Raw genomic sequence first — 22,616 nt, forward strand, 5'->3', positions numbered from 1 at the left:
AGAGCACGCGTAGACTGTCAACACCGACCAGATCAAATCAATTGACAACAGAACATAAAATGACCAATCAAGAATTCGACCTGCACCACGTCTGGCACCCCTATACCTCCCTCACCCATCCCCTGCCCTGCTATGAAGTGGCCAGCGCCAAAGGGGTGACCCTCACCCTGACGGACGGGCGCGAGCTGGTGGATGGCATGAGCTCCTGGTGGGCCTGCGTTCACGGCTATCAGGTGCCGGAACTGGACGCGGCCGCCGCCGCCCAGCTCGGCAAGATGTCCCACGTGATGTTTGGCGGCCTGACCCATGCCCCGGCGGTCGAGCTCTGCCGCAAACTGGTGGAGATCACCCCGAAGGGGCTGGATCGGGTCTTTCTGGCGGATTCCGGCTCGGTGGCGGTGGAGGTGGCCCTCAAGATGGCCCAGCAGTACTGGCATGCCAAAGGGACGCCCCGCGCCAAATTCGTTGCCCTTCGGGGCGGCTATCACGGCGACACCTTCGGCGCCATGAGCGTGTGCGATCCCGATGGCGGCATGCACGAGCTCTACCAGGGCTTCCTGCCCGAACACCATTTCGTCGAAGCGCCCAGCTGCCGTTTCCACGCCCAGTGGGACGAGCAGAGCGTGGTGGAGCTGGCCACCCTGGTGGCGGATCATCACGAGGAAATTGCCGCCATCGTGCTCGAACCCATCGTCCAGGGGGCGGGCGGCATGCGCTTCTATCACCCCCGCTACCTGCAGTGGGTGCGCGCCCTGTGCGACGAGTTCGGCGTGCTGCTGATTGCCGACGAAATCGCCACCGGCTTTGGCCGCACCGGCCAGCTGTTTGCCTGTGACTGGGCCGGCATCAGCCCCGACATCATGTGTCTGGGCAAAGCGCTCACCGGCGGCTACCTGACACTGTCGGCCACGCTCACAACCGAGCATGTGGCTCGCACCGTGTGTGACGGCAAGGCGGGCGTCTTCATGCACGGCCCCACCTTCATGGGCAACCCGCTCGCCTGCGCGGTGGCCAACGCCTCCATCGAGTTGCTGCTCGCCTCCCCGTGGCAGGCGCGGGTGCAAGCCATCGAACACCAACTCAAAACCGAACTGGTGGAGCTGACCCTGCACCCGGCGGTGGCGGATGTGCGGGTGCTCGGCGCCATCGGGGTGGTGGAGATGAAGGAGCGGGTGGACGTGGCGCGCATCCAGCGCAAGTTCGTGGAGCTGGGCGCCTGGATCCGTCCCTTTGGCAAGCTCATCTACCTGATGCCCCCCTTCGTCATCACCCCTGAAGAGCTGCGGGTATTGACCGGCGCCATCCACGAGGCCATCACCAGCGGCGAATATTGAGTCCGGTTGAACGGGCCCTGCATGAGAACGCAGGGCCTTTCGGCGCTTTTTCATCAGAATGTGAGCAAGACACCAAAACCCGTCCGGCGAGGAGAGTAGACTGCGCGGGTTTTACCCAACAGATGTACCAGTCCCATGCGCCTCTCCATTGCTGCCAAGATCAACTTCTTCCTGCTCTTCATCTTCTCCATGGTGTTGGTGTTTTCCGCGGCCTATCAGGCGGTGCGCGAGCGTGACCTCATCCTGACCCTCATCAAGGAACAGAGCCGCGAGCAGACCGAGGCCTACTTCGACGGCCTCAACATGCTGATGCTGACCGGCAAGATGGACGCCCGCGATACTCTGCGCGCCAAGTTTCTCCATCACGCCCACGTGGAAGATGCCCGCATCGTGCGCGGGGCGGCGGTCAACAAGCAGTACGGGCCGGGCCGTGACGTCGAGGCCCCGAAGGACAGGTACGATGCCCTGGCGCTGGCGGGCAAGGGGAGCCTGGAGGTAGAGCATGAGGGCATGCACAGCCGGCTGGTGGTGACCCGCCCGCTGCTGGCCAGAAAGGATTTTCGCGGTACCGACTGCACCAGCTGCCACCAGGTGCCGGAAAACACCGTACTGGGAGCGGTGCGTTTTGACTACTCCCTCGACACCCTGTTTACCCGGGTGGAGCAGAACATCCTCACCTCGGCCCTGAGCCTCACCCTCATCTTCGGGCTGGGACTCCTGCTCACCCTCTGGGTCATCCGCACCTGGATAGTCCGCCCCCTCAACCAGCTGACCCGCTCCATGGAGGAGGCCACCGATCGCAACGACTTCGGCCACAGGCTGGAGGGGGATGAAGGGGACGAGATTGGCCGGGTGGCGCTCGCCTACAACCAGATGCTCGACAGCGTGGAGCGCCAGATAGGCAAGCGCCCCGCCTCTCAGGAGCTGGATGACGGCGACGGCCCTCAGCCCCGGTAGTAAAGTAGCAGGCAGGCCACCAGGATCAGCAGCAGGATGAAGAGATTGACGTGGCGGGCATCTTCCTGCCGACGGCTGCGGCCACGGGCCAGCACCATCAGGGTCAGCAGGCAGCAACCCCAGAGCCCGCGCTCCAGCCAGGGGGTAAGCAGGGGATCCCAGCTCTGGCGCACCTTGACGCCCCCATAGACCAGAAAGCCGTAAGCCACCTCTGGCCGGGCGAAGTGATAGAGGGAGAGCAGGGCGACAAAGCCGCCCCAGCAGAGGATCACAAGCCTTGCAACACCCGTATCCAGCCATCCGGCCCCCGCCTGCGCTCCTTCACCCTCACCCCCGTCCAGCCGCCATGATCCATGCACGATGCATGGGGAAATCCCCGCAAGGGTCCGACATTTTTGCTTGTTTATCAAACCTGCGCGGGTAAGATGAACGGCTTAGTCTGCCATGGTGGGCCAACTGCGCCCGGGCCAGACCCCTAGTGTTGCAAATAGCGCTGCAAGAACAAGCTGGAGACAATATTTCGATGACGCACGCATCCGTAGTTGATGTGCTGGCCGGTAAGTATTCGGTCGGCACCACCCTGACTGTGAAAGGGTGGATCAGGACCCGCCGCGATTCCAAGGCGGGGATCTCATTTTTGGCCGTTTCCGATGGCTCCTGCTTCCATCCGGTGCAGGCTGTCGCCCCCAATACCCTGGCCAATTACGAGAATGAAGTGCAACGTCTGACCACAGCTTGCTCCGTCGAAGTGACCGGCACCGTGGTCGAGTCCCAGGGCAGCGGCCAGGCGTTCGAACTGCAGGCCACCGAGGTCAAGGTGGTGGGCTGGGTCGAAGATCCGGACACCTACCCCATGTCTGCCAAGCGCCACAGCATCGAGTACCTGCGCGAGCAGGGCCACCTGCGTGCCCGCACCAACATCGTCGGTGCCGTGACCCGGGTGCGCAACTGCCTCTCCCAGGCCATTCACCGCTTCTTCCACGAACAGGGCTACCTCTGGATCGCGGCCCCGCTGATCACCGCCTCCGACACCGAAGGGGCCGGCGAGATGTTCCGCGTTTCCACCCTGGACATGGAAAACCTGCCGCGCACCCCCGAAGGCAAGGTGGACTATGACAAGGACTTCTTCGGCAAGGAGACCTTCCTGACCGTGTCCGGCCAGCTGAACGTCGAAACCTACGCCTGCGCCCTGTCCAAGGTCTACACCTTCGGGCCGACCTTCCGCGCCGAAAACTCCAACACCAGCCGCCACCTGGCCGAGTTCTGGATGGTGGAGCCGGAAGTGGCCTTCGCCAACCTGGAAGACAACGCCGCCCTGGCCGAAGCCATGCTGAAGTACGTCTTCAACGCCGTGCTGGCGGAACGCCGCGACGATCTGGAGTTCTTCGCCCAGCACGTGGACAAGGACGCCATCGGCCGTCTGGAGCGCTTCGTTGCCTCCGACTTCGCCCAGATTGACTACACCGACGCCATCGAAGTGCTGAAGAACTGCGGCAAGAGCTTCGAGTTCCCGGTCTCCTGGGGCATCGACCTCTCCTCCGAGCACGAGCGCTATCTGGCCGAGGAGCACTTCAAGTCCCCGGTGGTGGTGAAGAACTACCCGAAAGACATCAAGGCCTTCTACATGCGCCTCAACGACGACGGCAAGACCGTTGCCGCCATGGACGTGCTGGCCCCGGGCATCGGCGAGATCATCGGCGGCTCCCAGCGTGAAGAGCGTCTCGAGGTGCTGGATGCCCGTCTGGCCGAGATGGGCCTGAACAAGGAAGACTACTGGTGGTACCGCGACCTGCGCCGCTACGGCACAGTGCCGCACTCCGGCTTCGGCCTGGGCTTCGAGCGTCTGGTGGTCTACGTGACCGGCATGGGCAACGTGCGCGACGTGATCCCCTTCCCGCGTACCCCCCGTACCGCCGAGTTCTGATCGCGGACAACACGCGAATCGCATAAAGCCGATCCCTGGGTCGGCTTTTTTGTGCCCGTCGTTTCCCCTTCGTATTCCCATTGCCCCTGAAGCAGGACCAGATTTGGCCCCGGTAAAGCGAGTCTGCCGTAGTTTTTATGCACTTAAATCGGAAAAAGGCGAGTTGTTGAAGCAACGCAAATTTTTACCCCTTTAGGGAGGGCAGAATGACATCACTCCCTAAAGGGGTAAATAACGGCAGATGATCCCGGGGCCCTGGCCGATGGGGACATGGATTCAACCACACGAGGTAATGGAATGATCTTGATGGAATTTTTGGTGGTACTCGGCTGCTTGCTGCTGGGAACCCGCTTTGGTGGCATGGGGCTGGGTCTCATCAGCGGCATCGGTCTCTTCCTGCTGACCTTCGTCTTCGGCCTGGTGCCGGGCGAACCGCCGGTGCAGGTGATGCTGACCATACTCGCGGTGATCGGTTGCGCCGCCACCCTGCAGACCGCCGGTGGCCTCAACCTGATGATGCAGGTGGCCGAGCGCCTGCTGCGCCGCCACCCCCAGTACATCACCCTGCTGGCGCCGCTCACCACCTGGACCCTCACCTTCCTGTGCGGTACCGGCCACGTGGTCTACACCATGTTCCCCATCATCGCCGACATCGCGCTGCAAAAGAACATTCGCCCCGAGCGCCCCATGGCGGTGGCCTCCGTTGCCTCCCAGATGGCCATCTGCGCCTCGCCGGTGTCGGTGGCCGTGGTCTCCATGGTCTCCATCCTGGCGGCGGCCCACGGCGTGGGTCAGGCCTACGGTCTGCTCGACATCCTGATGGTGGCCATCCCCTCCTCCCTGACCGGCGTCATGGTCGCGGCCCTGTGGAGCCTGCGCCGCGGCAAGGATCTGGACAAGGACGAGGAGTTCCAGGCCAAGATCAAGGACCCCGCCCAGCGCGACTTCATCTACGGCGGTGGCGAGACCCTGCTCAATACCAAGTTCCCGAAAGAGGCCTACTGGTCGACCTGGATCTTCTTCGCCGCCATCGCCGCCGTGGTGCTGCTGGGGGCTGATGAGGCACTGCGCCCCGTCTTTACCATCAAGGACAAGACGGGCCCCCTCTCCATGAACCTGGTGATCCAGATGATGATGCTGATCGCCGGCGCCATCATACTGATGCGCTGCAAGGTCAAGCCGGGGGAGATCGCCAACGGTGCCGTCTTCAAGGCGGGCATGGTCGCCATCTTCTCCGTGTTCGGGGTCGCCTGGATGAGCGAAACCTTCTTCCAGGCCCACATGCCGCTGCTCAAAGAGACCCTGGCCCACGTGGTGCAGGCCCAGCCCTGGACCTACGCCCTGGTGCTCTTCCTCATCTCCAAGCTGGTGAACAGCCAGGCCGCGGCGCTGACCGCCATCGCCCCCATGGGGCTGGCGCTGGGGGTCGAACCCAAGCTGCTGATCGCCTTCCTGCCGGCGAGCTACGGCTACTTCGTGCTGCCGACCTACCCGAGCGATCTCGCCTGCATCGGCTTCGACCGCTCCGGCACCACCCGCATCGGCAAGTTCATCATCAACCACAGCTTCATCATTCCCGGCCTCATCGGGGTGGTGACCTCCTGTACCCTGGGCTTCATCCTGACCAGCATCCTGCTGTAACAGGCACCCAGTGCGAGCGGCTCCCCCGTGGGAGCCGCTTTTATCCCCGCATCCCCGGCCCGCGCTTTGCCATCGCCCCCCACTCTGGGTAGCATGACCCCTCTTTTCTTTGCGGAAATCCCCCATGTCTCGCGTCATCCTGCTCTGGAGCGGCGGCAAAGATGCCATGCAGGCCCTCTGCCACGCCCGGGAAGCGGGCCATCAGGTGGTGGCCCTGATCACCTTTGCCCCGCCAGCGCCCCGCTTTCTCGCCCATCCCCTGTCACAGGTTCGCCGTCAGGCGGCGGCCCTCGCACTGCCCCATCGGCTGGTCACCATCGAAGCGCCGTTCGATCTCGGTTATGAACGGGCCCTGGCGGCATTGAAAGAGGAGTGGCAACTCGATGGGGTCGTCACCGGCGACATCGACAGCGTGGGGGGCGCGCCGAACTGGATCCGCGAGCGCTGTCGCCCCCTGGGGCTCACCGTTCACACCCCGCTCTGGCAACAACCCCGCGAGGCGTTGCTGGCGGACATGCTGGCCCGCGGCATCGTCGCCCACCTCTCCTGCGTCGATACCCGGGTACTGGCCACCGAGTGGGTGGGGCGCAGGCTCGATGCTGGCACCCTCAGCGATCTGCAGCAACTGGCGGCAACCCGGGGCTTCGATGCCTGCGGCGAGCAGGGGGAGTACCACACCATGGTGACCGACGGCCCCGGGTTTGCGGCGCCGCTGACACTCGGCCACTGGCAGGTGGCGCGCCAGGAGCACCTCGCCTATCTGCTGGAGGACGAGGAATGACCTCTCACGAGGGCGACACATAAAAAACGGGAGGCGCTGGCCTCCCGTTTTGCTTGTCCTTAACGTTGACCTAGTTGGCCAGCTTGCCCAGCACCCGCTTAAGCAGGCGGATGCGCGGCTCGATGCTGTCCAGCAGCAGGAACTCCGCCTCCGAGTGAAAGCCCCCCCCCATGGGGCCGAAGCCATCGAGGGACGGCACCCCGGCCGCCGCGGTGAAATTGGCATCGGAGCCGCCACCGGCCTCCAGCCAGGTGAAAGGGACTCCCTCCTCCCTGCCTGCCGCCTCCACCAGTGCCATCAGGGCCTCGGTGTCGCCGCTCGGGCGCATCGCGGGCTTGAAGCTCTGGCGCGCCACCTCGACCCGGCAACCGGCGAGGAAGGGGTTGTTGGCCATGAAGGTGAGCCGGTCGTGCACCGCCTGCGCCTCTTCGTTGCGCCAGAAGCGCAGATCCACGATCGCCTCGGCAAAGTCGGGCACCACGTTGACGCCGGTCCCCCCCTGCACCACCCCCACGTTCATGGTGGTACCGGTTTCCATGTTGACCTGCTGGTTGATGGCGAGCACCCAGTGGGCCAGCTCCGTGATGGCGGAGATCCCTTGTGCCAGGGCCGAACCGGCATGGGAGGCCTTGCCGTGGAAGGTGATGCGGTACTTGGCATTGCCCTTGCGGGCGCTGATGAGATCCCCGCTCGGGCGGGCCGCCTCGGCCACCAGCACGCAGCCGCTCTGTCTGGCCCGCTCCACCAGCCACGCTTTGGACCAGGGGGAACCAATCTCCTCGTCGCAGTTGCAGCAAACCAGCACCTTGAGCCTGGCCAGCACGGCCGGGTCCAGCTCTTTCAAGGCATACCAGGTAGAGAGCAGGCCGCTCTTCATGTCCGAGACGCCGGGGCCAAAGGCCTGATTGCCTTCGATTTTCAGCGGTCGCTTGGCCGCCGTCCCCTCGGGGAAGACGGTGTCCATGTGGCCCACCAGCATGACGTCGTAGTGATCCGCCCCCGGGGCATTGGTTGCCTCGAGGCAGGGGCCGCACTCGGCGGCGAACTGGTGGCGGGTCACCTGCCAGCCGATGGCCTCATATTTCTCGGTCATGATGTCGGCGACCCGGGCCACCCCGGCCGGGGTGCGGGTGCCGCAGTCGAGGTTGATGAGCGGGGCGAGATCCGCCAGATAGGTATCGAGGGAAAACGGGCGCGTGAGGTCGTTCATTGTCTTCTCCATGGAACAATCTGCGTAAAACACAGACTGTTTTTGCAACGATAAGAGTGGGCGGGCACTCGACGCCGTCTCGTCAACGGCGGTCGGCCAGCGTGGATCAACTGGCCGCCGCCTCTACTACACCAGAGCCTTTACATGAACAGCAGATAGTTGAGGAGCAGCGCCGTCACCAGGGCCCCCGCCATGGGCACGCTGGTGCGCTTGACCACCACGAAGGGAGAGACCTTGGCGATGCCCGCACAGGCGATGAGCACCGCCGCGATGGGGGAGACGGTGCGGCCGATGCTCGAGGCGAGCTGCATCGGCAGCAGCATGGTCACCGCTGGCACGCCAAACTTGGCTGCCACCGCGGGGGCCAGGGAGGAGAAACTGAGGAAGGCTGCGTTGCCCGAGCCCATGATGACCGCCGCCACCATGATGAGCCCCACCATCACCAGGGTCATCAGGCCGCTGCCGATGCCGGCATTGCTGGCAGAGTGCAGCAGGGTATCGATGGCGCCGATGGCCTTGAGGGATTCGGCGAAGAGCTCGGCACAGACGATGAGCGCCACCACGGGGCCGAACACCTTGCCCATGCCGTCGAGGAAGCTCGACAGCCCCGCGAAGGCGGTGCGCACCGAGCGGGTGCGCAGCAGCTCGCACAGCATGCCGATAAAGACCGACAGCAGCATGGCCACCTCCACGCTGACGCTGATGCTGGTCACCAGGAGCTTGGAGAAGGTCATCATCAGTACGAAGGGGATGATGGGCAGCAGGCCGTACCAGGTTGGCGCGGCCACCTCGTCCGCCCCTTTTTCGTCAAGCTCCGCGTGCTCGCCGCGATGCAGGGCCGGATCCCAGCCCTCCTGACGGTCACAGTGCCGCTGCCAGAAGAAGTGCAGCACCATGGTCACCAGCAGCATGGGGGCCACCAGCCAGATCTGGTAGTCGACGAAGTAGCTGGTGGGATCCATGCCGGATTGACCGGCGGAGAAGATGGCGTTGGTCTGGGTCGGGCCGATTTCGAACGCCTGGGAGGTGGCGATGACGCCGCAGGCGGAAGCCGGGCTGATGCCGAGGTTGCGCATCACAGGGTACATGGTGACCATCAACAGCAGGCCAAGGCCGGTGGCGGAGGTGACGAACAGGGAGACGAAGACCGCCACCAGGTAGCAGATGGCCAGCATCAGGTAGCTGGACTGGATGCCCGCCACCGGTTTGACCGCCACCCGCACCAGGGCCTGGGAGGCGCCGATATGGGACATGTAGGTGGCAAAGCCCGCCACCGCCATGATGGTGAGGCCGAGCCCCGCCGCACGGTAGGAGAAGATCCCCTTGAACACCTCGAACAGGTCGAACAGGGCGAAGCCGGTGCTCTTGTCGGCGGGCAGAATGGGGTGCAGTCCCAGCCAGTAGGCGACGGTGAAGAGGGCCATGCCCGCCAGCGCCAGCACCGCCTGCGGGTTGTAATCCTTGATGATGCCGTAGACCACGGCGATCAGCACGAGCAAGACGAAGACGAGTTCCAAGGTGCACTCCTGACAAGATTATCGAGAAGCGCAATCTAGTGGTGGATCTCCCCTTTCCTCTTGATCACCATCAATAAAGATGGAAAGAGCAAACGTTTGTAGATTTTTATTCCAAAAATAAAACTAAAAACGACATTTAACATCACAGAACTGGATCTAGAATGCTCCCCAGGGTATCCCTGACCGACAACCGCCACTTTGTTTGCGTTGGATCAACATCCCGCCGGGGTGAACTGGCCAAGATGCCCGTCGACACAGAGCGACCATTTCGCACCGGAGAGAGTTATGACAAACCAAGCCACCGCAGGCACCCCGACCTGCGACTGCAAGCTGTGGGACATCCTCGTCGAGTCTGCAAAGGAACGCACCACCATTCGTTACTCCAAACTGGCCAGGCAGGCCGGGCTGGAGCAGTGCCAGGATGAACTGCGTACCCTGCTGCAACGCATCCGCATGTATTGCACCGAAAATCACCTGCCCATTCTCTCCGCCATCGTGATGGATGACGTGGGCAAATACGCCGGCCTCTCCTCCAGCCTGCCGGATGCCCCCTGAGAGCGGGCACGGGTCTTCGATCACGAGTGGACCACCCTGCACTGAGTGCCGCCCCCTGAATCCGGAACGTGCCCAGACCAGCAGGCGCGTTCTGGTTTTTGGCCCCCGCCGTTTCTTCCCCGGCCCCAGCGGCCCCATCCGGCCAGGTGTGCTTCCCTGTGAGGCGCCCTGCCCCCTGTCGTCCTATCCGGCCAGGCGTGCAGCATAAGGGCCTCCTGCCCCCGGTCTCCCCCTTTGATACCGCAGCGCATCCCGTCCCAGACCAGCGTGTGCTGGTGCGCGGCCCCTCCCTTCTCCACTCGGCCTGACTGGTAAAACCAGCCCATCCGGCCATGAGCGTTGCCATGGGGGGGCCACAATGCCAGAATCGGGCCCTTGCACGATTTCAGGGCCGCCGGCCCGCAGACAAAGGATCCCCCATGGCCACCACCCTCTATGGCATCAAGAACTGCGAGAGGTTAATTATGGAAGAACCACAAAAAAGCCTGAGGTAACCACAGGCTTACTGATTTACTTAAAGCTTGGAAAATCAATTAGAAAGCACCATTCTGGCGTAACGCAGTTGTGAACCCGCTAAACGCTTTTGCATGTGTAGATGAGTTGGATACATCTTTGCTACCTACAGGTGAGAAGCTAGCTACCATGTACTTCGTGTAGGTTGAGACTTTCATCTTCACAAGCTTAGACTGAGCGATCTTTTCGTATTCCTTCGTAGAAATACAGAACCGACGGAGTGAAAAGCTAGGGACAGATACATACATCAAACCAGAGTAGACGGTTGCTCCGAAGTCTGTATGTGCACTACAAACCCGCCCATCAATCATCTGACCATCAGCATTGATTTTCAGTGCTACCACATTCTCTATCTGAGGGTAAATCGCGTCCAGATACACATCCTTACTACCCGAATGCCACTCCAGATTGATAAACAAATTGTACTGTTCACCCATTCCCAGAATGCTATCTACGGATACTATTGTCTTTTCCGCCTCGAAAGAGTCTTTTTTAACAACCACATCTCCGGATGGTTGCTCACTCAGTGACGCACACCCACTTATTAATCCAACTGCCAGCATGGCAGCCCCAAAAACAGCTTTCATCTTCATCCCTAAATTATTGTTTTGATTAGCTAAAAGTGAGGTTTCCCTCACCAAATAATAGCAGTATGGTTATGTATGCAGTATCCGGTGAACACTTGACACACTGATACCCAACCGCTTTGCCACTGATGCCTTAGCGATGCCCTGCGATAGAAGACGCAGCACCTCGTCCCGCTTCTCCATCGCGGTCGGCTTTCGGCCCTTGTAGACCCCTTTTGCCTTAGCCAAGGCAATCCCTTCCGCCTGACGCTCCAGCATGATTTCCCGCTCGAACGTGGCGATAGCTCCGATCATGGTCAACATCAGCTTACCTGTCGGGGTAGCCGTATCGATGCCCAAATTCTGGATCTGCAATGTTACCCCTTTGGCGTGTAGCTGGTCTGTGATCTCCAGCAAGTGCCTAGTGTTTCGAGCGAGTCGATCTAACTTGGTGACTTTTAGCACGTCCCCAGACCGGGCGAACTCGAGCATCGCCTGTAGTTGCGGCCTATCCGTCTTGCTACCGCTGACCTGCTCATGAAAAACTTTTTCACACTCCGCCAGAGCTATCAGTTGCTGCTCCAGCGATTGCCCCGTGGTCGAGACACGGGCATACCCGATGATTGCCATGATGGCCTCCCAATAGGCTCAAGACCCTGCAAGAAAAACGTGTCAAAACTCGAAAACCAACCCGTGTGACAGGGGTTGCCGGGGGGGCTTCCGGTCTGTCACACGGGCATGGTCTATTGAGCGTCCGGCTCCTTCGGCGGGGGCGGCGGTGTCTGCATCGAGTTGACGGCCTCCTTAATGAGGACGCCCAAGGCTGCCAGCAGTGCCGCCTCCAACGCTTTCAGTAACGGGTTTCCTTGCTGCTCATTCATACGCCTTCTCCTTGCTGGATGGCTCCCGACAAGGGGCCAGATGTGATGTATTCCATGGGATTCTCCTATGGTGTTGGTCTCATCTGGCTTATACCTGCGTTTGGTCTGAATGTTGCCTGCTCGTTTTCCTTGTGCTGGTGGGGTTTGGGATTGTTTTTGCCGGGCAATCAACCGGGCAAGATCGTTGCAATCTTCTCGGAATCTCTCCTTCGGGTGGCTGGTAAGCTCCCCCCTCGGTGCAGTAAATAGATAAGAGTCAGTGTAACTAAACGGGTATATATATCGGGCTGGAACAGCTGGAACACCAGACACATACCACCGAAAAGCCCATGAACACGCTGTCGGATGTGTCGATGAGACTCAAATCGACCAGACACATCACCCCGAAATGTGTCGATTGGCAGTCACTCGCGGCGGGGTCAGACGGTGATAGGCCAGATTACCGCTATGCCTCTGACTCAACCGCCAGCCAAGCCGCTCTGCTATCGCTTTAAGGTCTCGTCCCGGCTGAGCTGGATATCGTAGATACCCGGCTGGATCGCAGGTATAAGCACTCTGGGCAGAATCTCGCGTGATATCAAGATGTCGGCCATCACCCGGCTCTGCCATAGCCATCAACAGCCCTTGCAGGTACTCCTCCACGCTTAGGATGCGTCCCTGAGCACGACAGATGGTGGCCCACAGCTCTTGTTCCTCGTGCCGTATCCTGAGCGGTCTGAGGCCCGTCTGCTGCTCGATGTAGGCATCACGCTGGTGGTCTGCTTGGCGGTTCGCTGGCTCCAGATGATAGGCTTCATCAAACTCCAGCAAGTACACCTCCTGCCGGATCGGTTTGTCAAAATACTTCCCGTTTGGGTCGAACCACTGCAAATCTACCCGAAAATCCACCCGGTAAGGGTCGCAATCGAACTGCGGGATCACCTCCATTCGCAAACCCGGTTGCTGCATTTGAAAGTAAGTAACCAGCGGGGCCAAGTATTCCACATAAAATGCAGCCTCATGGCGGCTTTGCCTTTCATCATGTGGTAACTCCAGCCCGGTAAGCTGCTCGATCTCCGCTATTAGCCTCAGGTTTAAGTGAGAGCTGGGGCCATAGGTCAACACAGCCAAGGCTTGTAAGGGAGTCCACGTCCCCAATCCATTATCCGGTTCGGGAACCTCCGGAAGGTCGAGTCCCTGCACCTGCTGGATGTTGGCGATTGCCCGCTTGACGTACTGACTGAATCGTCGAGTGCTTCGCTGACTGAATCCAGGAATCTGCGAGAGCAATGCTTTTGGGTCGATGCCCCTCTGTGAGTGGTGCCCAACAAAGATGCCTACCACGTCCAACTCCCCTTGTAATGCCTTCACTTTGACTCTTGTAAACTCAAGTCCTCAAACTCATCATCCAGACCGCTGGACGCATCTTTCCGATGTGACTCATACTCATCGGTCTCACCCTTCACCCACGCAGCATCAATATAGGGAGCCTCTGAGGTTGTCCTTAACAACTCCTCACCACTGAGATCTCTAACGCTACTACCTGCCAGCTTGGGTTTGAAAGCTTGCTCTAGCATGAATTTATCATCTAGCCCCTTAAATACTGCGGCCAGATCATAACCATCGTAGCTAAATTTGATCTCTTTCAGCACTGCTTTCAATTGGCTATTAAATAGTTGACGCTGCTCAGTGCTGATCAGTTCTTCTGGTTTCAGTAGATTGAGAATAGTTTTTTCTGACAGCTCTAGGCTCATGAGCTCGCTCTCAATTTCGTGTATTTTTTCCTCTAAGGCTTCGCAGTTAGCTTTAATCTTTACAAATTCTTTTCGAAAAGTAGCATCATCATCAAAATCTAATATGGATTGAGCTGCTTTACTCTTCTTTCTACTCTCAACATCGAGCTGAGCAGTCAATGTGGCCAACTGTTCTTTTAGAGATAAAACCTTCTCATTCTCCCCCACCCGTCTTTGCATTACTTCTGATAGAATGCAGACTGCTTGTAATAACTGAGGCTCAACTTTGTTATAGAGCATGTTTGGCAGATTGCACCCTGTGATATTCTGCTTAGGACAAACAAGATAGTTGCGAGGGCTCCCTACTCGTCCTTTATTTTGGTAGCGTAACGCCTCCCCACACTGACAACGAAGTATACCGCTAAAGAGGTTGTTATAAGTGCCTTTCCGATAGGAACCACTATGATTACTTCTCTGGCTGATAATATGCTGCACTTCGTTGAATAATATTGGCTCGACTATTGCCGGATAATATCCCCAGATAGGGCTACCCTCCGGAATTCGCTTGCCATCCTTTATTTGATGTGGCTGAAATACCCCAATCACAGATTCGCTCTTAATAACCGCTTGAATGCCTGCTGGACGCCAGTCAGTTTCTTTTCCAAAAGTCTTATAACCCTTATCCAGAAAGATCTTGGCTATTTGCTCATAGCCACAGCCGGATTTGGCCAACTCAAACATCTCGTTCACAACGGCTGTTCGTTCGGGGATTGGCATGATCTTACCCTCCTCCCATTTCAGCCATGAGGGAAGACGAGAGTTTTTCATTACTTGATTGTTGTCTCTGGCCTGTTTGCGGCCTTTGTCCCAAGCTTTGCGACTACGGTCACTCTTAGTTTCTGACTCGTTATTAGCACGCACCATGAACATAATAGAAAGCAATAGATTTTGAGTCTCAACCTGCCCTGAGCGATACACCGCATTATCATCAAGGGTAACGATCACTATGCCTGCACTAATGATGGCAAGGAATTGACTTAGAGCTGCCTCAACAGCTTGTCGACTTAGGCGGTCTACTGACTCGACCAATAAATAAGAACCTTGCTCAATTTTTCCACTCTTCACTGCATCAAAGAAGCGACCCAAGGCTCCTTCCGTCATGTTAGCCCCACGAAATGCACTCGTACCAAGGTCATCAATCGTCTTCTCTACAAGCTGGAGATTGTGCTTGGCACAGTAGTCGGTAGCCTTCTGAAGCTGACGGTGATAACTGTCTCCCTGTGCCTGCTTTGGGGTACTGAATCGAATGTAGGAATACGCCTTCGGGGGACGGCTCATGACAACTCCTTTTACATTGGCCCACATTCAGGAAGTAGTGAACAAGGCTGAGAACTAAGATGAGGTGAGCCTACCAGAATGACGGCACTTCTAACAATATTCATTGTGTTTTTTTTTGCCAAACATCGATCATATCGACCAATGCAAGCCTTCTACCATGGTGGCTAACCCAAAGCGGCCTCGTTTCCATGCGTGGAGATCGTCTGTATGCTACAGCCCATCAAACGGAACACGGTGAACCCCATGGAAAACAAGAGCGAATGTAAAGTCGTACTTTACGGCATTTCCCCCAAGAACTGCGACACCATCAAGAAGGCCCGCAAGTGGCTGGAAGAGGCGGGTATCGATTACCGCTTTCATGATCACCGCGCCGACGGTCTGAGCCCGGAACAGCTCGATCTCTGGCTCGCCAAGCTGGGCTGGGAAGCCCTGCTCAACACCCGTGGCACCACCTTCCGCGCCCTGCCGGAAGCAGAAAAACAGGGGCTCGACACCGCCAAGGCCCGTGACCTGCTGCTGGCCCACCCGGCCATGATCAAGCGCCCGCTGCTGGACCAGGACGGTACCCTGACCCTGGGCTTCAAGGCAGACCTCTATCAATCCCTCTTCTCCCGTTAACTTTTTCTGTTAAGGAACACCGATGTCGGACGTCATCACACTGGCCAAGGATCTGATCAGCCGCCCCTCCGTGACCCCCCTGGATGAAGGGTGCCAGACCCTGATGGCGGAGCGCCTCGCACGCCTGGGGTTCGTCATCGAACCCATGGTCTTTGAGGACACCACCAACCTCTGGGCACGCCGTGGCAGCGAGGGTCCCCTCTTCTGCTTCGCCGGCCACACCGACGTGGTACCCGCCGGCCCCCTGGAGAAGTGGGACACCCCGCCATTCGAGCCGACCATCAAGGACGGCATGCTCCATGGCCGGGGCGCCGCCGACATGAAGGGGTCTCTGGCCGCCATGGTGGTGGCGACCGAGCGCTTCGTGGCCGAGCACCCGGACCACAAGGGCTCCATCGCGTTTCTCATCACCTCGGATGAAGAGGGGCCCTTCATCAACGGCACGGTGCGCGTCATCGACACCCTGGAGGCACGCAACGAGAAGATCCGCTGGTGCATCGTCGGCGAACCCTCCTCCACCGCCCAGGTCGGGGACGTGGTGAAGAACGGCCGTCGCGGCTCCATCACCGGCGATCTGCTGGTGCGCGGGGTGCAGGGCCACGTCGCCTACCCCCATCTGGCGGACAACCCTATCCACAAGGCGGCCCCGGCGCTGGCGGAGCTCGCCGCCATCGAGTGGGACAAGGGCAACGCCTACTTCCCCCCCACCAGCTTCCAGATCGCCAACATCCAGGGCGGCACCGGCGCCTCCAACGTCATCCCGGGGGAGTTGCAGGTCCAGTTCAACTTCCGCTTCAGCACCGAGCTCACCGATGCGGCTATCCGCGAGCGGGTCGAGGCGCTGCTGACCCGTCATGGCCTGGACTTCGAGCTGAAGTGGACCCTCTCCGGCCAGCCCTTCCTGACGGACACCGGCGCCCTGCTGGACGCCACCGTCGCCGCCGTGGCGGCAGTGAACGGCCAGCAGCCGGCCCTGCTCACCACGGGGGGCACGTCCGATGGGCGCTTCATCGCTCCCACCGGGGCGGAAGTCATCGAGCTCGGCCCGGTCAACGCCACCATCCACAAGGTGAACGAGTGCGTGAAGGCGGACGATCTGGATCTGCTGGCGGACATGTACCAAGGGGTGCTGGCACGACTGCTGGCATGAGCGGCGCTCCGGACAAGAGAGACCAGACCATGAATCAGGATCAACTGCTTGGGCTGGATGAGAGCCACCTCATCCTGGTGGGGCGCGGCCCCCATCGTCTGACCGCCGCCACCGCGGCGGCCTTCAACGACATGCAGGTGGCTGCCGCCCATGCCGGTTTCAACCTGCAGGCGGCCTCCAGCTGGCGCGGCTTCGAGCGCCAGCTCGCCATCTGGAACGGCAAATGGCGCGGGGAGCGCCCTCTGCTGGATGCGCACAACCAGCCCCTCGATGCCCTGCAACTGGGCGAGACCGAGCGACTGCACGCCATCCTGCACTGGAGCGCCCTGCCCGGCACCAGCCGCCATCACTGGGGCACGGATCTCGACATCTACGATCCGGACTGCCTGCCCGCCGGCACCCGGCTCGCGCTGGAACCCTGGGAGTACGAGGCGGACGGCTGGTTTGCCGATTTGCGCGAATGGCTGGACGATCACATGAACGACTTCGGCTTCTTCCTGCCCTATGCAAAAGGGGAGCAACCGGATCAGGGGGTGGCCTACGAGCCCTGGCACCTGAGCTTCGCGCCCGAATCCGACGGGCTGGCCCTGGATCCGGCGGCGCTGGCGCTTTGTCTGGAACGAGCGGATATTGAAGGCAAGGAGTGCATCCTGGCTCATCTCGACGAGATCCTGGCCCGCTATGTCACCCCGGCACACCACGAAAGGAGATTCTGATGAGCTTGTGGTTATGGATAGGCTTGCCGCTGCTGTTTCTGCTCGGCCTGTTTCTCAACGCCATTAAGGACATGAAGCAGCTCGAGAAACAGCTGCCCAAGTACAAGGACAAGATCCGGGAGGTCAAGGACGACGAGGACGACTGACCCCCTCGCAGGAGCCCGTCGGCGCTCCTGCCCCCTTCCCGTCCACGGCATTTTTTTTTCGCCCTCTGCCGCCCCCCTCTGCCTGCACTGAAAGCCCCATCCATTGCCCCCTTTCCCTGCGCTTTCCCGCGCGGGCACTCCACCCTCGCCCTGCTTGAAAACTGCGCAACAAACGTAAAAAACTGCAAAACAATGCACAATTAAGCCACACAAAGGGGGTCAATCTGCATATAATGTGCCTGTTTTGCAGCCCGCCATAAGGAGTTCGCCATTGGATGCCACCACCGTCAACAGTTTCTTCTTAATCGGTGCCCTGTTGGTGGGTGCCAGTGTCCTGTTGAGCGCACTCTCCTCCAGAGTCGGCATCCCCATCCTGGTCATCTTCCTCGCCGTCGGCATGCTGGCGGGTGAGGATGGTCCCGGCGGCATCCACTTCGCCGACTACTCGGTCGCCTACCTGGTGGGCAACCTGGCACTGGCCATCATTCTGCTGGACGGCGGCATGCGCACCCGGGTCTCCTCCTTTCGGGTCGCGCTCTGGCCCGCGCTCTCGCTGGCCACGGTCGGGGTGGCCATCACCACAGGCCTCACGGGCCTCGCCGCCGCCTGGCTGTTCGACCTCAACCTGATGCAGGGGATGCTCATCGGTGCCATCGTCGGCTCCACCGATGCGGCGGCGGTCTTCTCCCTGCTCGGCGGGCGCAGCCTCAACGAGCGGGTCAGCGCCACCCTGGAGATTGAATCGGGCAGCAACGATCCCATGGCGGTCTTTCTCACCGTCACCCTGATCGAGGTGCTGGCCACCGCCCAGCAGGGGCTGGATGCCGGCTTCCTGCTGCTGCAACTCGTCAAGCAGTTTGGTCTGGGCGCTGGCATCGGCCTTGCGGGGGGCTGGCTGCTGTGGAAGCTCATCAACAGTGCCAAGCTCGCCCCCGGTCTCTATCCCCTGCTCACCGTGAGCGGCGGCCTGCTCATCTTCGCCCTCACCACGGCGGTGGGGGGCAGCGGCATCCTCGCCATCTACCTCACCGGCCTGCTGCTTGGCAATCTCTCCCTGCGCAGCCGCAGCACCACCCTCTCCGTGCTGGACGGCCTGACCTGGCTCAGCCAGATCGGCATGTTCCTGGTGCTGGGGCTGCTCGCCTCGCCCCACAAGCTGCTGCCCATCGCCCTGCCGGCACTGGCACTGGCCATGTGGATGATCCTGTTTGCCCGTCCGGTGTCGGTCTGGATTGGACTGCTGCCGTTCAAGAACTTCGCGCCCCGCGAGCGCTGGTTCATCTCCTGGGTGGGGCTACGCGGCGCCGTGCCCATCATCCTGGCGGTCTTCCCCATGATGGCGGGGCTGCCCAATGCCCAGCTCTACTTCAATGTCGCCTTCTTCGTGGTGCTGGTTTCGCTGATCCTGCAGGGCAGCTCGCTGCCGCTGGCATCAAAGCTGGCGCGAGTGGAGGTGCCCGCACCGCCCTCTCCCATCAACCGCTCTGGGCTGGAAATCGATCTCGACAGCCAGTGGGAAACCTTCGTCTATCGCCTGAGCGCCGAGAAGTGGTGCATCGGTTCGCCCTTGCGGGAGCTGCGCATGCCCCAAGGCACCCGCATCTGCGCCCTGTTCCGCGGCCAGGAGCTGCTCCACCCCTCGGGCAGTACCTGCCTGCAATCCGATGACATCCTGTGCGTCATCGGCCACGAGCACGACCTGCCCGCCCTCGGTCAGCTCTTCAGCCAGGCGCCGGAGCAGGATCTGGGCCCGCGCTTCTTCGGTGACTTCCTGCTGGAGGCCAACGCCAGGCTGGTGGATCTCGCCCCGCTCTACGGGCTGGATGTGAGCGAGGTGGCGGATCAGAGCCTCGGCGATTTTATTGCCCATCAGTTGGGCGATAATCTGGTGGTCGGTGACCATGTCGCCTGGCAGGGACTGCTCTGGACGGTGGCGGAAATGGAAGAGGGTGAACCCCGCAAGATAGGGGTACGCTTCCTGGAAGAAGACCCCGTCTAGGCGCCGGCCATCGTAGCCCGCATTTGTGTGAGAAGGGAGTGAACCATGCCTTATCAAACCCTGTTGTCCGGTCTGTATCCTCCCTCGCCCAAGCTGGGCCTCATCGAGGGTTTCTTTGGCAAGGGCTGGAGCTGGGAAGCCCGTGCCCGCTACGCCCAGTGGCTGCCCCGCCACGGCTATGGCTTCTACCTCTACGCCCCCAAGGAAGACGGCTACCTGCGCAAGCACTGGGCCACACCCTGGCCCGCCGACCAGCTTGAAGCCCTGTGCCAGCTCGCCCGCCAGTGCCGGGAGAACGGTCTGGCCTTCGGGGTGGGCCTGAGCCCCATGGGGGCCCATCACGACTATGCCCGCCAGCGACCCGCCCTGCTGGAGAAGGTGAGGCTCATCGAGGAGGCGCTCAAGCCCGATATCCTGGCGATCCTGTTTGACGACATGAAGGGGGACACCCCTGATCTCGCCCACTGGCAGCTCACCATCGCCCACGACATCGCGGCCCACACCGATGCAGGCCGCCTGCTGTTCTGCCCCAGCTACTACAGCACGGATCCCGTGCTGGAGAAGGTGTTCGGTGCCATGCCCCCCCACTATCTGCAGGATCTGGGTCAGGGGCTCGACAAGCGCATCGATGTCTTCTGGACCGGCCCCAAAGTCTGCTCCACCGAGTATCCGGCTGCCCACCTCAAACAGGCCGCAGACTGGCTCCATCGCAAACCCTTCCTGTGGGACAACTATCCGGTCAATGACGGCAGCAAGGCGAGCAGCTTCCTGCACCTGCGCGCCTTCGAAAACCGTCCGGCAGAGCTGGCGGATCTCGTGAGCGGCCATGCGGTCAATCCCATGAAGCAGGCGGCCCTCTCGGCCCTGCCGCTCGCCACCCTGCCCATGAGCTACAAGCTCGGCAAGCAGTACGATCCTGACAAGGCGCTGCACGCTTCCCTCAACGCCACCTGCGGGCCGCAGATCTCCGCCATGATCCAGGCCGACCTGCCGCTCTTCCAGGACATCGGTCTGACCCAGCTCACCCCCGAGCAGGTCATCCACCTCAAGAGCCGCTACCTGCCTTTCCAGGATCAGGCCTGCGTGAACGAGATCCTGCGCTGGCTGGCCGGGGAATACGTGTTCGATCCGGACTGCCTGACCGACTGACCCCATGAGTCCATGAAAAACGGGCCTATGTAAAAGGCCACCTCCCGAGCAGGGAGGTGGCCTTTTTGCATCATCTCTCTTCAGGTGCCCCATGGCGTCACATAGGGCGGCTGATTGAGCGGGTGTTTAACCGAAGGCCAGCCAGACCCCGACAAACAGCATGAGAGAGCCCGCGATCCGGTTCATCAGAGTGACATTGCCGCTCTTGGCGAGGAAATGGCGCAAGGTGCGGCCACCGCTGGCATAGAGCATCAGGCAGGAGAACTCGATGACCAGGATGAGCGCGACCAGGGCCCCTATCTGGGGTGCCATCGGCTTGGCCGCATTGATGAAGGGGGGCAGCAGGGAGACCATGAAGGCCCACCCCTTGGGGTTGGCGATGGCGGTCACGAACCCCTGCACGGCCAGCCCCATGGAGCTGGTCTGCTGGCCCGCCGAGAGATCCGCCGGGATGGCCATCTTGCCCTTGGCCTGCCACATCTGGATGCCAAGCCAGACCAGGTAGGCGCCACCTACATATTTGAATGCTGAGAACAGGGCCGGGTAGTTGAGCATGACTGCCGCCACCCCGACCACCGACAGCACGGAGACCAGGCCGACGCCGACAAGCTCCCCCCACATCATGTGCAGGGTACGGCGCACCCCCAGACTCATGCCCAGGGTCATCGCCAGGGTCATGCACATACCGGGGGTTACTGAGACAAAAAAGAACGTGGGAATAAAGAGCGCCAAGATGGCGGGATCAATCCAGTCGGACACACTACACCTCCAGGGTAACAAGCAGACGATCTTGCCTATCACACTCTTTTAACACAAGAAAAACCTTTTCATTCAGCAAGAATTCAGCATTAAAAACCCTGTGACAAGGATTGTCGCGTCTGTGTAAGATACCGCCTCACTCCTCTTTCGGGTTAGGATCTTTCATGTCATTGAATAATCTGTCCATTCGTCTTCAAGTGCTTATCCCTCTCCTGCTCGCCAGCCTGTTGATGCTGCTGATGGCCGTGATCAGCAAACAGGAAATCGACGGTGCCATTCAGGACATGAATGAAACCACCGCCAGCGTCACCCGCCACAAGGACGACATTGCGGCCCTGATCCACGCCACCTACCGGCTGCGCACCAACGCCATCTAAGGCCTCTACGATGAGGCCCTCTTCGCCCAGTTGCCGGCCCAGCTCTCCGCCGCCGAACAGGAGATTGGCGCCATCCTGACCAGACTGGTTGTCACCGGTGCCGAGCAGGACAACCGTCAGGTCGCGGCCGCCCTGCAGGCCTACCTCGGCCATACCCGCAGCAGCATGCTGCCCCTGCTGACCGCCAAGTACCAAGGCAGTGGCGATCCCGCCGCCTATGAGCAGGCCCGCCTGCACTTTCGCGATCTGGGGGAGGCGCTCATCAAGCAGATCGATGCCATGTCCGTCCACATCAATCAGCTGACCCAGACTGAGATTGCCGAGGAGCAGGCCCACGACCGCGCGACCCTGCTGCGCACCCTGCTGCTGATGGGGGGCACCCTGATCGCGGCCCTGCTGGGTGGCTGGTGGATCTCCGGGCGCATCGTGCAGCCCATCGGCCAGTTGCAGGAGGTGATGCACGCCGTCGCCCTCGGCCGCTTCAACGTGCGTGCCAATGCCGAAGGCAACAACGAGCTGGGCCAGCTCGCCAGGGATATCAACCGGACCCTGAGCCAGCTTGCCAACACCATCCAGACCCTGACCGGCATCAGCGGCAATGTGGCCTCCGCCGCCACCGAGCTTGCCGCTGTGATGACCCAGGCAGAGGTCAACGCCCAGCAGCAGCCAGGGCGGGATCGCACTTTGTTAATGAAATTTGAACAGGCAGATCGTCTGTGATCTAATCGCGTCTCCATGCAGGAGGCACGCGCTATGACGTTGATTGAACACCT

21 protein-coding genes and 1 pseudogene are annotated in these 22,616 nt (G+C 60.6%); 13 read left to right on the top strand and 9 right to left on the bottom strand.

Features of this window, described 5'->3' with window-relative positions:
* The first annotated feature begins 59 nt into the window (after positions 1 to 59).
* Both bioA and OKB81_RS03755 read left to right on the top strand, forming a co-directional pair.
* The gene (gene bioA, locus OKB81_RS03750; protein WP_270662115.1) at positions 60 to 1,334 is read left to right on the top strand and encodes an adenosylmethionine--8-amino-7-oxononanoate transaminase; all 1,275 of its coding nucleotides are present in this window, start codon (positions 60 to 62) and stop codon (positions 1,332 to 1,334) included.
* A 135-nt stretch (positions 1,335 to 1,469) separates the two neighbouring features.
* The gene (locus tag OKB81_RS03755; protein WP_119196830.1) at positions 1,470 to 2,291 is read left to right on the top strand and encodes a HAMP domain-containing protein; all 822 of its coding nucleotides are present in this window, start codon (positions 1,470 to 1,472) and stop codon (positions 2,289 to 2,291) included.
* Here OKB81_RS03755 and OKB81_RS03760 read toward each other — a convergent pair.
* Positions 2,279 to 2,563: a hypothetical protein gene (locus tag OKB81_RS03760; protein WP_270805126.1), complete on the bottom strand. Its 285-nt coding sequence runs from the start codon at positions 2,561 to 2,563 to the stop codon at positions 2,279 to 2,281. The genes OKB81_RS03755 and OKB81_RS03760 overlap by 13 nt on opposite strands.
* A gap of 251 nt (positions 2,564 to 2,814) precedes the next feature.
* Here OKB81_RS03760 and asnS point away from each other — a divergent pair, with 251 nt between their 5' ends.
* From asnS to OKB81_RS03775, 3 genes are all read left to right on the top strand, one after another.
* On the top strand, positions 2,815 to 4,215 hold the full coding sequence (gene asnS / locus OKB81_RS03765; protein ID WP_119196832.1) for an asparagine--tRNA ligase: 1,401 nt from the start codon (positions 2,815 to 2,817) through the stop codon (positions 4,213 to 4,215).
* A gap of 297 nt (positions 4,216 to 4,512) precedes the next feature.
* Positions 4,513 to 5,856 carry an anaerobic C4-dicarboxylate transporter gene (locus OKB81_RS03770; RefSeq protein WP_124813852.1) on the top strand — a complete coding sequence of 448 codons (1,344 nt, stop codon included), beginning with the start codon at positions 4,513 to 4,515 and terminating at the stop codon, positions 5,854 to 5,856.
* Positions 5,857 to 5,980: 124 nt separating this feature from the next.
* A complete protein-coding gene (locus tag OKB81_RS03775) occupies positions 5,981 to 6,637 on the top strand; it encodes a hypothetical protein (protein WP_010674060.1) in 657 nt (218 codons plus the stop codon).
* Positions 6,638 to 6,707: 70 nt separating this feature from the next.
* Here OKB81_RS03775 and OKB81_RS03780 read toward each other — a convergent pair whose 3' ends face one another.
* Positions 6,708 to 7,847: a M20 family metallopeptidase gene (locus OKB81_RS03780; RefSeq protein WP_124813947.1), complete on the bottom strand. Its 1,140-nt coding sequence runs from the start codon at positions 7,845 to 7,847 to the stop codon at positions 6,708 to 6,710.
* A gap of 140 nt (positions 7,848 to 7,987) precedes the next feature.
* The gene (gene dcuC / locus OKB81_RS03785; RefSeq protein ID WP_119196835.1) at positions 7,988 to 9,364 is read right to left on the bottom strand and encodes a C4-dicarboxylate transporter DcuC; all 1,377 of its coding nucleotides are present in this window, start codon (positions 9,362 to 9,364) and stop codon (positions 7,988 to 7,990) included.
* A 285-nt stretch (positions 9,365 to 9,649) separates the two neighbouring features.
* Between dcuC and OKB81_RS03790 the strand changes: the two genes are divergently transcribed.
* A complete protein-coding gene (locus OKB81_RS03790; RefSeq protein WP_270805127.1) occupies positions 9,650 to 9,919 on the top strand; it encodes a hypothetical protein in 270 nt (89 codons plus the stop codon).
* Between the two features lie 533 nt (positions 9,920 to 10,452).
* Here OKB81_RS03790 and OKB81_RS03795 read toward each other — a convergent pair.
* From OKB81_RS03795 to OKB81_RS03815, 5 genes are all read right to left on the bottom strand, one after another.
* A complete protein-coding gene (locus OKB81_RS03795; RefSeq protein ID WP_043851305.1) occupies positions 10,453 to 11,019 on the bottom strand; it encodes a hypothetical protein in 567 nt (188 codons plus the stop codon).
* A 69-nt stretch (positions 11,020 to 11,088) separates the two neighbouring features.
* The gene (locus OKB81_RS03800) at positions 11,089 to 11,628 is read right to left on the bottom strand and encodes a recombinase family protein (RefSeq protein WP_043851304.1); all 540 of its coding nucleotides are present in this window, start codon (positions 11,626 to 11,628) and stop codon (positions 11,089 to 11,091) included.
* 113 nt (positions 11,629 to 11,741) lie between these two features.
* Entirely contained in the window at positions 11,742 to 11,879 is a 138-nt protein-coding gene (locus OKB81_RS03805) for a hypothetical protein (RefSeq protein WP_010674054.1), read from the bottom strand.
* Between the two features lie 378 nt (positions 11,880 to 12,257).
* Positions 12,258 to 13,229 (bottom strand): hypothetical protein, encoded by a 972-nt coding sequence (locus OKB81_RS03810; protein ID WP_043851303.1) that lies wholly within the window; start codon positions 13,227 to 13,229, stop codon positions 12,258 to 12,260.
* Positions 13,226 to 14,929, bottom strand: coding sequence for a recombinase family protein (locus OKB81_RS03815; protein ID WP_171280323.1), 1,704 nt, complete (start codon positions 14,927 to 14,929; stop codon positions 13,226 to 13,228). Before OKB81_RS03815 ends, OKB81_RS03810 begins: the two co-directional genes overlap by 4 nt.
* Before the next feature lie 243 nt (positions 14,930 to 15,172).
* On the opposite strand from OKB81_RS03815, the gene OKB81_RS03820 reads away from it, so the two are divergent.
* From OKB81_RS03820 to OKB81_RS03845, 6 genes are all read left to right on the top strand, one after another.
* Positions 15,173 to 15,547, top strand: coding sequence for an ArsC family reductase (locus OKB81_RS03820; protein WP_029314225.1), 375 nt, complete (start codon positions 15,173 to 15,175; stop codon positions 15,545 to 15,547).
* Positions 15,548 to 15,569: 22 nt separating this feature from the next.
* A complete protein-coding gene (gene dapE / locus OKB81_RS03825) occupies positions 15,570 to 16,697 on the top strand; it encodes a succinyl-diaminopimelate desuccinylase (protein WP_010674050.1) in 1,128 nt (375 codons plus the stop codon).
* Positions 16,698 to 16,726: 29 nt separating this feature from the next.
* Positions 16,727 to 17,413: a M15 family metallopeptidase gene (locus tag OKB81_RS03830; RefSeq protein WP_128342928.1), complete on the top strand. Its 687-nt coding sequence runs from the start codon at positions 16,727 to 16,729 to the stop codon at positions 17,411 to 17,413.
* Positions 17,413 to 17,559, top strand: a complete 147-nt coding sequence (locus OKB81_RS03835) for a hypothetical protein (protein WP_010674048.1) — start codon at positions 17,413 to 17,415, stop codon at positions 17,557 to 17,559. Before OKB81_RS03830 ends, OKB81_RS03835 begins: the two co-directional genes overlap by 1 nt.
* 271 nt (positions 17,560 to 17,830) lie before the next feature.
* Complete coding sequence (locus OKB81_RS03840) at positions 17,831 to 19,558, top strand: potassium/proton antiporter (RefSeq protein ID WP_270805128.1); 1,728 nt, start codon at positions 17,831 to 17,833, stop codon at positions 19,556 to 19,558.
* A gap of 45 nt (positions 19,559 to 19,603) precedes the next feature.
* Entirely contained in the window at positions 19,604 to 20,707 is a 1,104-nt protein-coding gene (locus OKB81_RS03845) for a beta-N-acetylglucosaminidase domain-containing protein (protein WP_160836882.1), read from the top strand.
* A gap of 126 nt (positions 20,708 to 20,833) precedes the next feature.
* On the opposite strand, the gene OKB81_RS03850 is transcribed toward OKB81_RS03845, so the two are convergent.
* The gene (locus OKB81_RS03850; RefSeq protein ID WP_029314220.1) at positions 20,834 to 21,466 is read right to left on the bottom strand and encodes a LysE family translocator; all 633 of its coding nucleotides are present in this window, start codon (positions 21,464 to 21,466) and stop codon (positions 20,834 to 20,836) included.
* A 164-nt stretch (positions 21,467 to 21,630) separates the two neighbouring features.
* Between OKB81_RS03850 and OKB81_RS03855 the strand changes: the two are divergent.
* Positions 21,631 to 22,509, top strand: a pseudogene (locus OKB81_RS03855) (HAMP domain-containing protein); the annotation flags it as partial.
* Between the last annotated feature and the right edge of the window lie 107 nt (positions 22,510 to 22,616).

Source organism: Aeromonas sp. QDB56 (assembly GCF_027705505.1).
Taxonomy (GTDB): Bacteria; Pseudomonadota; Gammaproteobacteria; order Enterobacterales; family Aeromonadaceae; genus Aeromonas; species Aeromonas caviae.

Bases quoted from the DNA above. Each gene is read 5' to 3' on its own strand.
- bioA (WP_270662115.1), top strand. From the start codon at position 60: ATGACCAATCAAGAATTCGACCTGCACCACGTCTGGCACCCCTATACC.
- OKB81_RS03755 (WP_119196830.1), top strand. From the start codon at position 1,470: ATGCGCCTCTCCATTGCTGCCAAGATCAACTTCTTCCTGCTCTTCATC.
- asnS (WP_119196832.1), top strand. From the start codon at position 2,815: ATGACGCACGCATCCGTAGTTGATGTGCTGGCCGGTAAGTATTCGGTC.
- OKB81_RS03770 (WP_124813852.1), top strand. From the start codon at position 4,513: ATGATCTTGATGGAATTTTTGGTGGTACTCGGCTGCTTGCTGCTGGGA.
- OKB81_RS03775 (WP_010674060.1), top strand. From the start codon at position 5,981: ATGTCTCGCGTCATCCTGCTCTGGAGCGGCGGCAAAGATGCCATGCAG.
- OKB81_RS03780 (WP_124813947.1), bottom strand. From the start codon at position 7,847: ATGAACGACCTCACGCGCCCGTTTTCCCTCGATACCTATCTGGCGGAT.
- OKB81_RS03790 (WP_270805127.1), top strand. From the start codon at position 9,650: ATGACAAACCAAGCCACCGCAGGCACCCCGACCTGCGACTGCAAGCTG.
- OKB81_RS03795 (WP_043851305.1), bottom strand. From the start codon at position 11,019: ATGAAAGCTGTTTTTGGGGCTGCCATGCTGGCAGTTGGATTAATAAGT.
- OKB81_RS03800 (WP_043851304.1), bottom strand. From the start codon at position 11,628: ATGGCAATCATCGGGTATGCCCGTGTCTCGACCACGGGGCAATCGCTG.
- OKB81_RS03805 (WP_010674054.1), bottom strand. From the start codon at position 11,879: ATGAATGAGCAGCAAGGAAACCCGTTACTGAAAGCGTTGGAGGCGGCA.
- OKB81_RS03815 (WP_171280323.1), bottom strand. From the start codon at position 14,929: ATGAGCCGTCCCCCGAAGGCGTATTCCTACATTCGATTCAGTACCCCA.
- OKB81_RS03820 (WP_029314225.1), top strand. From the start codon at position 15,173: ATGGAAAACAAGAGCGAATGTAAAGTCGTACTTTACGGCATTTCCCCC.
- dapE (WP_010674050.1), top strand. From the start codon at position 15,570: ATGTCGGACGTCATCACACTGGCCAAGGATCTGATCAGCCGCCCCTCC.
- OKB81_RS03830 (WP_128342928.1), top strand. From the start codon at position 16,727: ATGAATCAGGATCAACTGCTTGGGCTGGATGAGAGCCACCTCATCCTG.
- OKB81_RS03835 (WP_010674048.1), top strand. From the start codon at position 17,413: ATGAGCTTGTGGTTATGGATAGGCTTGCCGCTGCTGTTTCTGCTCGGC.
- OKB81_RS03845 (WP_160836882.1), top strand. From the start codon at position 19,604: ATGCCTTATCAAACCCTGTTGTCCGGTCTGTATCCTCCCTCGCCCAAG.